Genomic DNA, 13439 nt, shown 5'->3' with positions numbered 1-13439 from the left:
AATCTTATTCCTCTCTAAACAGTGATTTGACTGCCTCATCAAGATTAATCGAACCATCTTTGAGCTGGCTGAAAATATTACTTACTTCCTTTTCATAACTAATCTCAGTCTTTTCCTTCTCATATTTTGTTATAATATTCTGGCTACTATGAATATAGGAAGCCAATTTCGAAATAGTAGGATATGAGAATAAATCTGTTACAGTTGTGGCTCCGGGGTATATTTTGTCCAATTTGGAATGTACCCTTAAAATTTTTAAAGACGTTCCGCCACTCTCAAAGAAATTGTGATTTATACCGATACCTTTTTTCCCCAGTTCGTCCTCCCAAATAGCTATCAGCTCTTCTTCTATTGAATTGGTAGGAGCTGAATATTCCTCTGTTGCAGGTACAGCGTCATTGGGTTCAGGCAATACCTTTCTATCTATCTTGCCGGTTACAGTAACCGGTAATTTTTCAAGTTTTATATAGTACGAAGGAATCATGTACTCAGGTAATTTTCTTTTTAATAATTCCCTTATCTCCCTCCCATCTAAATTTACACCTTCCCGTGTTATAAAATAAGCTGCCAGATAGCTGTCGCCATCAGATTTTTTATATGCGTTAACAATGCTTTTTTCTATGCCGTCAAATGTATCCATTATGGCTTCTATTTCATTTAATTCAACCCGTAGTCCTCTTATTTTCACCTGATTATCATTTCTACCTATGTATTCCAAACTACCATCAGGCAAGATTCGTCCCAGGTCTCCGCTTTTATATACTCTGCCATCTCCGGTGAGTGGATTTGCAATGAATACGGAATCTGTCAATTCCGGCATATTCCAATATCTTAATGCAAGGCATTCGCTTTGATATACAATTTCGCCAACTTCATATACTCTGGCTTCCTCATTATGCTCATTAATTATTAGCACTTCCACTTCATTAACCGGATAGCCTGCCGACACTGTTTCCCTTGGGATAACGGTATCTTTATCAATAAATTTAAACGTTGCAACAAGTACTTCTGAAGCACCAAGGAAATTAACAAATCTACAGCTGTCAGAAAAGTACTTTCTGTAAAGCTCAACATCACTTTTATTAACAGCCTCTCCTCCCAATATTATCAGTCGCACTTTATTCAGCATTTTCTCTTCACTTAGCTCTTCAGTAAAATATCTATAGACCATAGGTACTGAGTGAAATATAGTAATTTCCTCATTTTTTATGAGATGTGCAAGATCCCTCATATTTCCTTTGGATTTTAAATCAAATATACAGAGAGTCCCTCCGCTCAGTAATGTACTGAAAATATCTATTATACCCACTGCATGACTGTATGAGGTAAGTAAAACAAGTTTATCCTCGCTATTAATATGTAATTTGTTTATGTAAGTACCCATGAATCTCAGAATGTTACTATGGTTTTGTACTACTCCTTTTGGCTTACCTGTTGAACCTGAGGTATATAAAATATAGGCTTCCTGTAAGGGTGAGATATTTATATCAAGATTTTCATCTGAATTATTTATATCAATAAGTTCAATATTTATTATCTGAACTGAAATACCCCCTAAATCTACTAACCTTCTGGCAAGTTTCTCTGTATTGCCGTTGCATAATAGGACAGCTGCACCTGAATCTTTAAGCATATATACAAGTCTTTCCTCAGGATTGGATAGCTCTAGGGGCACAAAAATCCTTCCAGCCTTCAATACACTTAGTATTGCGGTGATCATGTCGGCTCCATGCTCGAATAACAATGCCACAGGTCTGTTTTCGGCATTTTCACAGCAGTCAATGTAGTGTGCTGTCATGTTTGCTTGAAAATTTAACTCCTCGTAACTAATTTCGGATTTTCCGTTCTTAATGGCAGTTTTATGTTTGTATTTGCATACCTGTTGCTCAAAATATTCCGGTATGGATTGCAAGTGCTCATTTATTTTAAATTCTTCAAAAGGTATATCTATAGTAACGCTATCTTCTATTTTAGCCAATCTTCCTTTACTGAACACTTCACATTCTTTTATAAGTTTCTCCGGGGTATTTGCTATCTCTTCGAGCAACCTCAAACATTCACCCATAAGGTATTCTATTGTGAAATGTTTGAACAGGCTTGTCCGGTAGGTACCATAAAGTTTAATATCGCCTTCATGTTCTTCGAAATATAAGGTTATATCAAATGTTGCAGTAGTACCTTCGCATTCGCATTGTGAAAAAGTTACATTGTCTACAGTGAAGGAACTTGCATTGTTGCCGGAAGCACTGTAATTCTGAGAGTTAAAAATAGTATCAAATAATGGATTTCTACTTAAATTCCTTTTTATGGCTAATTTTTGGAGAAGCATATCCAACTGGTAGTCCTGATTATCAATAGCCTCGAATAAATTTTTACTTACTTCACCTAAATATTCTCTTATTGTTTTGCCACCTGCAGGATAACTTCTTACAGCCAGAGTATTTATGAACATTCCCACAGTATTTTCCACATCTATGTGATTTCTGCCTGAGACAGGTATTCCAACTGTAATGTCTTCGCTTCCCGATGATTTAGATAAAATAATTTTATAAGCAGCCAATAACAAACAAAATAAAGTTGTATTTTCTTGTTTTGCAATTTGTTTTAACCTATTACCCAATTCTTTTCCTGTAGTAAAACTAAATTGTCTGCCTGTGTAATTCGCTTGCTGAGTTCTGGAATAATCAATTGGAAGGTCAGGTGTGTCGATTTCTCCCTTAAACATATTAAGCCAGTATTGTTCCTGGTTTTTAATCACTTCTGAGTTTAAAATATTGTTATACCATTGGGCAAAGTCTTTATACTGAATTTTAAGTTCTGGCAGAATCTCATTGTTATAAATTCTAATCAGGTCATTTGACAGGATATCTCTTGATATTCCATCGGATATTATATGATGCATATCCATTAATAAAATATACTTGTCCTGAGCCTGTTCAACCAACCCTACTCTAAAAAGAGGAGCTTTGGCCAAATCATAAGGTTGCCTGAAATCAACGAGCAAATCATCTGTTTCTTTTTCCGACTTAAAGTATTGAATATTAAAATCAAATTCTGAATTTATATATTGAACAGGCTCGCCGTCTAAGTTTTTGAATGAGGTTCTAAGCCCTTCATGTCTCATGATAAGAGAATGGAATGCTTCTTCCAAACGTTTAATATCAATGTTTCCTTCAATACATAAAGCATTGGACATATTATAGCTTAAATTAGAATTATCAAGCTGACTGATGAAATACATCCTTTTTTGCGCTTCCGATAAAGGGTAATACTCTTTTTCCTCGGCTCTCTGTATTGGTTGGTATAAACTGTTCTGTATTTCTTTTAACCTGTAATATTCAATAATCTCTTCTTTTCGGCTTTTAATCATGTCCGAAATATCCTGATTCATTACTCCCTTTGGAGCTTTACAGCGCAAGGCTTCACCTTCCACCCACAACTTTATATCCTTTTTTTCGAGATTAGCTATTATATCTTTTATTGATTTGCCATTATTGTTAAAGTTATTTGTAAACTCACTCATATTATCCCTCCTGTAGATGAGACTTAAAATTCAAATTCTTCATATTCTTCATCAGCGTATGAATTATCTTTATTAATTATTTCGGCTAATTCCGTTATGGTAGGATTCATAAAGAAGCTCTGCAGGGTTATTTCCTTGTTAAATGTTTTTCCCAACTGAATTTTTAGTTGAATAGCTAACAACGAATCTCCGCCTAATTCAAAAAAACTGCTGAAAATATTAATTTCCTTTAGTCCCAAAACATAAGCCCAGACTTCAGCAATGCTAGTTTCAGTATCGGTATATATTCCGTTGTCACGGCCGGATAAATTAACTTTTTTGACATTTCGGTTATCAATGTTATTGCGTCCGTTTTTAACTCCATTTCGATTTGTCTCATTGGTCGGATTTGCGTTTTCAACATCCAACCAGCACCTGTTCTTAAGAAATGGATATGTAGGTATCCTGACTCTTTTATTTCTTCCTTTTCCATATAATTTTTCCCACTCAACATTAGCACCCTGTACATATTTCTCACATATGTCATTAACAAGTTCCGTATTGAGTTGGTTACTACTTAAGAACTGATCCATGTTTTTATTTGCAATATCACTAAGTTCATTTCTTTGCTCTTCACTTATTTCATCTTTTTGTCTTGACTTATTAAAGAGGGATGCAATCTTGTGTTCTCCATAAAAAATACCTTCACTTTTATTAGTCCTGATTCTGTGTGAATCTATTTTATCTAGTTTCTCTTTTATACTCCGGTCATGATCCAACACTATGGCTATTCTATAATTTAAATGATCTCTTCCTGTATTTACAGTAAAGCAAATATTGTTTAAATCCTCTACAGTCATTTCACTAAAATAATCTTTGTACAACTCCACATACCTTATAAGTGCTTCTTTTGATTTTGCTGAAATTGTAAGGATATTTACCGGTTCAGTATTTTTTTGAGATCTCTTCTCTATCTGAGGAGCCTCCTCCAAAACCATATGACAGTTTGTCCCACTGAATCCAAACGCACTGATTCCACATCTGGCCTTTGTGCCTGTTGTTTGGAGGGAGACAATTCTGTCATTTATGTAAACCGGTGAGTTTGTAAAATCAATTGCACGGTTTGGTCTGCTGAAATTGAGCAAAGGCGGGATTTCTTTTTTATCCAGAACCAGTGCGGTTTTTATCAGACCCGCTATCCCTGCTGCATCATCCAAATGGCCTAAATTTGATTTAACTGATCCAACTGCGCAAAACTGCTTTCTCTGAGTAAAATTATTAAACGCCCTGGTTATCCCCTCTATCTCAATTGGGTCTCCTAGCTTTGTTCCTGTACCGTGAGCCTCAATATAGGAAATTGTCTCAGGATCTATCTTACCATCTTTCCATGCCCTGATTATAACCTCTTCTTGGGCAGCAGGGTTCGGGGCGGTAATCCCATTAGTTGTTCCATCTTGATTTATGGCAGTTCCCTTTATTACTGCATAGATGTGATCCCCATCTTCAATAGCTTTATTCAATGGTTTTAACAGTACAGCTCCAACACCTTCTCCTGAACCTACTCCATCTGAATAATCGTCAAAAGTTCTAGTTATTCCGTCGGAAGAATTTATCCCTAAATTTACCGCATCCTTTGGGTCTTCCGGAAGATATCTGATTTTTATGGCACCTGAAATCGCCATTTCACATTCTTCGTTCCGTATTGCCTGACATGCCAGATGGGTTGCTACCAGAGATGAAGAACAGGTTGTATCTACAGTCATACTTGGGCCTTTTAGATTTAGTATGTAAGAAATTCTGCTTGCTACGATAGCCTTTATATTTCCCGGGATAGAAAGATAACGTTGTGAGGGATCAACTGCTTCAATAAACTGTTTGTATTCATAGTCAAATTCAACACAATAGCCTAAGTACACACCTGTTCTGGTACCAACAATCTTCTTACCACCATAACCAGCATCTTCAATAGCTTTCCAGGCAGTTTCAAGAAACATTCTCTGCTTTGGGTCCATTAATTGAGCTTCCTTTGGGGATATATGAAAAAATTCGTAGTCAAATTTATCAATTTCTTTAATATAAGCATATTTTGAGTACTGAATTTCATCCGGGGACATTCCTTCCATGACAAGATAATTATCGGTATCCAGCTTTCTTTGTCCTGTAAACTCACTCATACAGTTAACGCCATTGCGTAATACTTCCCAATACTGGTCAACATCGGATGCTTTAGGGAACTCACAAGCTATTCCGATAATAGCTATATCTCTGTTTGAAATGGCTTTTATTAAATTATCTTCTTCGCTAAAGGCATCATAAGATTTAGTTTTATCCAAATCTAAAAGTTTTTTAACCATTATATCCTCCATATTGTGAATAATTATTCATAAATAGTTAATCCTACTGAAAATCAGCGTCCCCGAAAAGATATCCCAGACCGGTTTCGTCAAATATTTGCTTAAATCTTTCTTCTTGTTCCTTAATATCAGTCTTCTTTGTAATAAGCACTGTTTTTAGCATCCTTAGTGCTTCTGTCAATTGTTCAAGGGAGGGTTCCATATTGTTGCCTTCCAGTTTCGCCAGTAATTCCTGTACTTTCCGGTATGGCTCAACAACACCTGCTGCATATTCATCGTTGTCCCAATTCCTGTTTTTGGTACATACTGCTATTGCAAGACACCTGACTATAAGTTTTAATCTTGAGTCTTTATTATCACAATTTTGGGGTCTAAGCTTATCTGTCAAAGAGGAAACATCTTCATTGTTGTCATAGGCATATGCCAATATGTCTGGTGTATTCCTTTTTGCCAGATTCTTTAGTACTGTTTTAGGCCCCATTTCAACAACAACCTCAACTCCGCATCTTTGCAGGAACTCCATGGATTCCTGCCACCTTACAGGACTTATTATTTGCGATTTCAGGTTCTCAGGTATGCTCTCCTTTGAAATATACGGTCTTGCGGATACGTTTGATATAACAGGATACTTTAGTTCACCGAATTTATACTTTTTTAATTCTTCCCTCATCTCCTCTGCCGCAGGATTCATTAAAGGGCTGTGGAAAGGTGCACTTACTTTTAACGGTATTATTTTTGCGCCTTTTGCCTTGAGGTTCTCCGCAGTGAGGTTCACCGCATCCATATGGCCTGAGATAACAATCTGTTCAGGTGAATTATAGTTCGCTATAACTACTACTCTTGATTCACCGGAATTTATTCCGTACTCTTCTTCAATCTCTCTTCTGCTTATGCCTGTAACTGCTGCCATAGCACCTATACCAACAGGTACTGCCTTTTGCATAAACCTGCCGCGTTGTCTTACAATTTTTACAGCATCCGAGAATTCAATAGCCCCTGCACATGTCAAAGCTGATAGTTCTCCAAGGCTGTGTCCGGCACAATAATCAGGCTCTATGCACAATTCTTGCTTGTATACCCGGAATTGTGCAACACTTAATGTTAAAATAGCAGGCTGTGTGTTTTCAGTTTTTGCCAGTTCTTCGGGGTCTCCTTCAAAACACAACTTTTGAAGGTCAAATCCTAAAGTATCATTTGCCTCTTCAAAAGTTTCTCTTGCTATAGAGTAGGCATCACAGAGATTTTTCCCCATCCCAGTATATTGGGATCCTTGTCCCGGAAATAAAAAAGCAATTTTGTTCATATGTATTCTCCTTCTAATTGATATTTTCTGTTAGTGCTTCAATTACGCTGATATATGTTTTTATCATTTCCATCACCTTTTCCTGTTTCAACCTATGGTGATTATAAATACATATAAAATCTATTTCCTGATCTGAATCGTTCACTTTTAGGATGACATCATATATGTCCGAAATGTTCTCTAATTTATAGTCTGCATAGGAAAAAAATGATGCAATGGAATAATTGTCCCTACTCAGTTCAAATATATCTCTATCATCCAAGTAGTACGTGTATGAAGCTTCAGCACCTGTACATTTTTCATAAACTGTCAGCAGGAGGTTTTCTATGCTTGAAATCTCTGACATATCAATGTCCAATCCACGAGCACCGTCCATGCCCTTTGTATCACCAAGAATATTAGTAGAGATTTCGTCCTCTTCTGATATTTCATGCAAGAGATACATATATGCGGTTAAAAGTATGTATTGTACTTCAATATTTTTTAAATCGGCCAAGGAAATTAATTTTTCCCTTAAAGCTTCGGGGATCTTGAATACAAAAGTTGAATGTTCTACCGGGCTATCATCTGCTCTAAAATAATCCTCTGGAAATTTAACGGTCTTTATATGGATTTTCTTTTTATCGGCTGGTTTTTTCAATATTAACTCAGTCAATTTCGAAATCGTGGGGTATGTAAACAAGTCAGCCACGCTTACTTTCGACGGGTAAACACTGTTTATCATTGAATGAACTTGAATAAGAAGCATGGAATTACCTCCTATTTCAAAAAAGTTATCTTCAACACCAATCCTTTCAGTTCCAAGAACTTCATGCCATATATTGACCAACCTGTCTTCTGTCTCATTCTTTGGAGCAACATATTCTGTCTGTATAAGGATATCTCCGCTGGGTTCAGGTAATGACTTCCTGTCAAGTTTCCCATTCTGAGAGAGGGGAATTTTATCTAATTGCACAATGTAGGAAGGAATCATATACTCAGGTAACTTTTTAGCCAAAAAGTCCTTCAGTTCCTGTATTTTAATGGCTTTCTCTCCAACTACGTATGCACACAGGTACCTATTATCATTTTTCCCTTCCCATGGAATAACTACTGCCTGATTTATAAGGCTATGGTTCAGAAGTTGGTTTTCAATTTCCTCCAGTTCAATCCTATAACCTCTTAGCTTTACTTGATTGTCTCCCCTGCCTAAATATTCTATTTCTCCATTTTCAAGTATTCTGGCCATGTCACCTGTATAATAGATTCTGTCATCGGCATTTAGATTAAACTTATTTCGGGAGAACTTTCTTTCTGTCTCGACTATATCCGTGTAACCTCTTCCTGTATTTTTTCCCCCTATGGCAAGTTCTCCGGGTACGCCTACAGGCAATAACTGTTTAAATTGATTTACAACAAAAACTTCAATATTGGGGAGAGGCTTACCTATAGTTACAACGTCGTCACAGGTTAAATCCTTTGAGGTAGCCCACACAGTCGCTTCTGTCGGTCCGTACATGTTATAGACCTTATTTTTATATCTCTGCTTTAAGCTAATCAAAAGGTTTCCCGGCAAAGCTTCTCCTCCCACTGCCAAGAGTTTTACCCTGTCCCAAATAAGAGAACTGCCCTCAAAATCCAGCAACATTTTCAATCTTGAAGGTGTCAAATGAAGTAAGTCTACATTCTTTTCGATGATTATGGAAATCAATTTACTAGGGTCCTGCTGTTCCTCGTTTGTGGCTATAACAATGGAAGCTCCATGCGCCAGTGGTAGTAACAATTCTGATACCGATAAATCAAAAGAGACGGATGCAAGGGCCAAGAATCTGTTCTCACTGGAAAATTCTATTCTTTCTTTCATAGCCTGAACAAAGTTTATTAAATTTCCATGCTCAATATATACACCTTTCGGATTACCTGTGGACCCTGAGGTAAATATCAGATATGCCAGATTATTTCTTTCGATATCCGTATCTATGTATATTTGCTCTCCGGTAAAGTACTTGTTATCAAAAATATTAATTATTTCTAAATTTGCCTCTGAAAAATCAAACCTATCAGAAACCTTGTCCTCTGTAATTAACAGTTTGGCTTTGCTTTGGCTTATTATGCGGGATATCCTGTCCTGAGGATACCTTGTGTCTATAGGCACATACGCTCCTCCGGCTTTTAACACTGCTAAAATGGCTATCATCATTTCAACGGAACGATCCACAAGGATACAGCAGGTTTCTTCTTTTTTCAGACCCCTTGACTGCAAATAGGATGCCAAAGAATTCGCCTTGCTATTTAACTCTCCATATGTAATTTCTTTATTTTTACATATTATCGCAATTTTATCCTGGTATTTTTCAGCCTGCTCATTAAATATTTCGGTAAATGCCCTGTATGGAGGAAAACTTATGGAAGTTTGATTAATTTCAGAAAGCATCTTGTACTTTTCCTGTTCCGGGACTATTTCAAAATCTTTTAATTTTAACTCAGGGTTTTGTAAAGCCTGGCTTAAAACATATATATAAATATCAATAAATCTTTGAATAGTAGTTTCTTTAAAAAGCATGGTACAATATTCAAATTCCATTTTAAGACTGTTATTATCCTCAGTCCCCTGTAACTTCAAATCAACCTGAGCCTTTTTATGAATAAAATTATATGCTCTGATATCGAATTCGGGATTTTCGGCATCTCCCCTTTTCATATTATGAAGAATAAACATAATATCAAATATTGGATTTCTGCTGCTGTCCCTCTTTACTGAAAGCATGTCTACAAGATCATCAAATTGATAATCTTGATTTTGAAATGCTTCAAAGGTCTCCTTTTTAACCAACCCAAGAAATTCCCTGAAAGACATATCACTATTGATTCTATTTCTCAACGCCAGGATATTTACAAAGTTACCTATAATATTTTGTAAATCAGTATGGTTTCTTCCGGCTGTCGCAGTACCTACAACAATATCATCCTGATTAGTGATTTTGTAAATAAACACCTCATAAATAGATAGCAGTACCACAAATAATGTTGCATTTTCACTTAGTGCAAGATTTTTAAGCCCATCTGTAGCATGAGAATCAATTTCAAAGCTTAAACTGGCTCCTTCAAAACTCTGTTTGCCCGGCCTTATAAAATCATATGGAAGGTTTACTGCTGGAATTTCCCCGTCGAATTTCCCATGCCAGTACTCTTCCTGATTTTTTATACGATTTTTATATTCAATGCTCTGCTGCCATTCCACATAATCCTTATAAGTAACTTTTAAAGGCTCCAAATCCTTATCTGAATATATTTCTGAAAATTCATTAATAAAAATTTCTGTAGAAACACCATCGGACACTATGTGATGCATATCTATGCAAAAAATATACTTTTTAGCTTTTATTTTTATAAGACATGCCCTTATCAAAGGTGCGCAATCCAACCGAAATGGCTTAACAAAATTGGTTACAATTTCATTTAACCCTTCTTCGCTTACCTCATAATATTCCATAGAGAAATTAAAGTTATCGTGTACCTTCTGCATTGGGCTTTGTCCTACGACTTTAAAAGAAGTCCTGAGCACTTCATGCCTTTCAATCATCTTTATAAAGGTATCTTCAAGTTTGTTACGATGGACTTCTCCTTCCATTTCAACAACTATTGGCATATTGTGAGCAGTACTATCAGGCTCAATGCTTTGCAACAGATAAAATCTCTTCTGTGCGGATGAAAGAGGGTAATACTCTTTAGGTTGTGCCGGTAAAATTTTTATATAATCTTCTTGCTTTGAGTCCATAATATATGTTGCAGTATCTCTTATGGAGGATTTCTGGATAAAATCCAGCAATTGTATATCCTGATTGAATTCCTTCTTCAACCTCTCAATTAAAATAACCGCACTTAGTGAATGACCCCCTAGTTCAAAAAAACTATCCGCTACGCTCAGCTCAGATTTGTCCCTGCCAAGTACCTCTGCCCATAAATCTACAAGTTTCATTTCCAGAGAGTTCTCAGGCATAATCACTTCTCTTCGGTCATTATGGTTTATTTTCAGTAGAGCCTTTCTGTCAATTTTTCCATGCTGTGTAAGAGGGATTTCTTCTATTTGAGTAATTTGTTCCGGAACCATATAATAAGGCAGGAAACCTGACAAAAACTCCTTTAGTTTATTTGTGTATATCCTGATGTCTGAAGTAATAAAAGCAGTTAATATTTTTTCTTGATTACTGTCTTCCTTAACTACGGCTACTACATCCTTTATACCTTGGAAATTCCTTATTTGAGCCTCAATTTCACCTAATTCAATTCTGAAACCCCGTATTTTTATCTGATGGTCAATTCTTCCCAGAAATCTTATATTCCCATCGTCTTCACTAACAGCGATGTCCCCTGTACGGTAAATCCTCTTCCCATCTATGTATGAACTGTTTACAAAACGCTCTTCTGTCAAGGAAGAATTATTCATATACCCTCTGGCAAGACCAATTCCTGCCAGACAGAGTTCTCCAGGTATTGCAATAGGATTCAGTTTTCCTTCGTGATTTAATATCAGGCACTTGACATTGTCGATAGGTTTACCTATCAATACTTTCTGACATCCTTCCTTCAGCTCAAAGAAAGTGCTGCAAACACTGTTTTCCGTGGGGCCGTACTCATTGAATAGCCTGACATTTACAAAAGCCTTAAAATGCTCGCTGACCAGATCTGTTGAAAAGCTTTCACCTGCTACCGTTACTACTCGTAAAGATGTCAAATAATCCTTTAGCTGACTTAAAAATAGCTTATAATAGCTTGGGGTTATAAGGAAATGGGTAACCGGGTTATTTAATAGTACTCTTTTCAAATGCTCAATATTCAGTTTATGCTCCTCTTCAATAAGAATAATGGATGACCCTGATGATAAAGGAGTAAATAAATCTTCTATAGAGCTGTCAAATGAAAATGAAGGTATTTGGAGGATTACATCCTGCTGGTCAAAGCTATAACAATTTCTTCTCCATGTTATTGTATTTACTATTGATTGGTGTTCTATTAGAACACCCTTGGGATTACCGGTAGAGCCTGAGGTATATATTATATAAGCTAAATCAACGGGTTTTACCTCGTTTTTTGTTTCTGAACTAATTTCAGGAATATATTCATAATCGGATAATTCAATAACAGTACCTTTGAAATCAATTCCTGTATTTTGCTGAGTTGTAATTAAAAGAACTTGAATATCACTGTCTTTTATAATGTACTCCAACCTGTCTTTTGGAAGATTGGGGTTTAGAACAAGAAAACATCCACCTGCTTTTAGAACCGCAAGCATGCTTATGACGGTTTCAATTGTTCTATCGCCTATTATTCCTATTATGTGACCAGTACCATATCCCTTTGAGTTCAGTTCATCAGCTATATGGTTAGATTTACCGGACAACGACTTGTAAGTAATGCTTCTTTCTTTATCACCGGAAAAGCTGACAAACTTCAGTGCAGTTTTATCAGGAGTTCTTATAACCTGTTCTTCCACAAGGTCAATCAAGGTAAGGTCTTTTTGGTTTTGTCTCACATTTCCGCTCAGACATTCCAGAATATTATTTTTTTCAGTCTCGTTAACCAACTCAATATCTTTTATGTACATATTAAGATTATCCAGCATCTGGCTCAATATATTACCAAAGGAACTAAAGATAGCTGAAATTGTTCCGTCCGTATAAATGATTGAATTGTAAACAATAGAAACCGACAGTTTTTCTATATCCCTTTTAACTGCAACGGTAATGTCATTATGTATACCGTTTCTCTTTATGTCATTTAAAAGCTCCAAGTCATGTATATCTTCCATCATAAACAAATATCTGGTTATACAATCGGTTTTTTCATGATCAATTTCATTTATGATTCTGTCTACAGGATAATATTGATACTTATATGCTTCCGAGACTGTTTGTTTTACGGATAAGAGTAAATCCTTCACTGATAAGCCGCCTTCAATGAAATCCCGTATGACAACATATTTATTGAACCTGCAATCTGCTTTTTTATAAACCGGAACTGCAATAGAGATATCACTTATACCTGAAGTTTTATAAAATAAGATTTTAAAACATTCCAGAAGTATAACAAACATTGATAAATCATTGCCTTTTGATATCTGGAGTAATTTTTCATATACTTTGCCACTTAAATCAAAATTACTGGTGCAGCTCTCATAACGTGCAGACCTTAGAGATTCTGCGATTATTTCCGTTTCCACGGATAATCCTTCCAGTTTCTTCATCCAGTATTCTTTTGCATTTTCAAATTCAGTTGTTTCAAAAATCCTATTATCATTCAC

The 13439-nt window shown here is 36.0% G+C and carries 4 protein-coding genes; all 4 read right to left on the bottom strand.

Translation table 11 applies throughout. The features are described from left to right. Positions 1–4: 4 nt before the first annotated feature. Genes CLO1100_RS04350 through CLO1100_RS04335 form a run of 4 tightly spaced genes read right to left on the bottom strand, consistent with a single transcriptional unit; the run spans position 5 to position 13439 of the window. On the bottom strand, positions 5–3523 hold the full coding sequence (locus tag CLO1100_RS04350; protein WP_014312535.1) for a non-ribosomal peptide synthetase: 3519 nt from the start codon (positions 3521–3523) through the stop codon (positions 5–7). 23 nt (positions 3524–3546) lie between these two features. Continuing rightward, the gene (locus CLO1100_RS04345; RefSeq protein WP_014312534.1) at positions 3547–5856 is read right to left on the bottom strand and encodes a polyketide synthase; all 2310 of its coding nucleotides are present in this window, start codon (positions 5854–5856) and stop codon (positions 3547–3549) included. Between the two features lie 43 nt (positions 5857–5899). Beyond that, complete coding sequence (gene fabD, locus CLO1100_RS04340) at positions 5900–7159, bottom strand: ACP S-malonyltransferase (protein WP_014312533.1); 1260 nt, start codon at positions 7157–7159, stop codon at positions 5900–5902. 13 nt (positions 7160–7172) lie between these two features. Continuing rightward, on the bottom strand, positions 7173–13439 hold the full coding sequence (locus tag CLO1100_RS04335; RefSeq protein WP_014312532.1) for a non-ribosomal peptide synthetase: 6267 nt from the start codon (positions 13437–13439) through the stop codon (positions 7173–7175).

This window comes from Clostridium sp. BNL1100, from assembly GCF_000244875.1.
Classification (GTDB): Bacteria; Bacillota; Clostridia; order Acetivibrionales; family DSM-1351; genus Ruminiclostridium.
The sequence above is the reverse complement of the archived record's forward strand: the minus strand, read 5'-3'. Positions and strand labels throughout refer to the sequence as shown.

Bases quoted from the DNA above. Each gene is read 5' to 3' on its own strand.
- CLO1100_RS04350 (WP_014312535.1), bottom strand. From the start codon at position 3,523: ATGAGTGAGTTTACAAATAACTTTAACAATAATGGCAAATCAATAAAA.
- CLO1100_RS04345 (WP_014312534.1), bottom strand. From the start codon at position 5,856: ATGGTTAAAAAACTTTTAGATTTGGATAAAACTAAATCTTATGATGCC.
- fabD (WP_014312533.1), bottom strand. From the start codon at position 7,159: ATGAACAAAATTGCTTTTTTATTTCCGGGACAAGGATCCCAATATACT.